General features: G+C 69.0%; 1 protein-coding gene. It reads right to left on the bottom strand.

What is annotated here, in order from left to right; genetic code table 11:
* The coding region (locus tag EXE42_RS17290) for an acyl-CoA dehydrogenase family protein (RefSeq protein WP_199240810.1) at positions 1-361 on the bottom strand (361 nt) is incomplete at both ends.

Raw genomic sequence — 361 nt, forward strand, 5'->3', positions numbered from 1 at the left:
CTTGTCCCCGAGCTTGTCCTCCGTCCCCTCAACGACGAACCCGTCGTCCTCTTCCGGGCGCACGATGAACGACGAGATGCCCTTCCGCCCGGCGTCGGGGTCGGTCTTGGCGAACAGCGTGACCGTGTCGGCGACGGAGCCGTTCGAGATCCAGAGCTTCCCGCCGTTGACGAGGTAGCCGTCCCCGTCGCGCTCCGCGGTCGTCGACATCGCGGGCACGTCCGACCCGGCCTCGGCCTCTGAGAGCGCGAACGCGCCGATGTCCTCGGCGGTGTTCAGGGCGGTGAGGTACTCCTCCTTCTGGGCCTCGTCGCCGAACTCGTAGAGCATGTTCCCGGCCAGCGACGTGTGGGCCGCGACG

It is taken from the genome of Halorubrum sp. SP3, assembly GCF_005435195.1.
In the GTDB taxonomy this organism is placed as follows: domain Archaea; phylum Halobacteriota; class Halobacteria; order Halobacteriales; family Haloferacaceae; genus Halorubrum; species Halorubrum sodomense.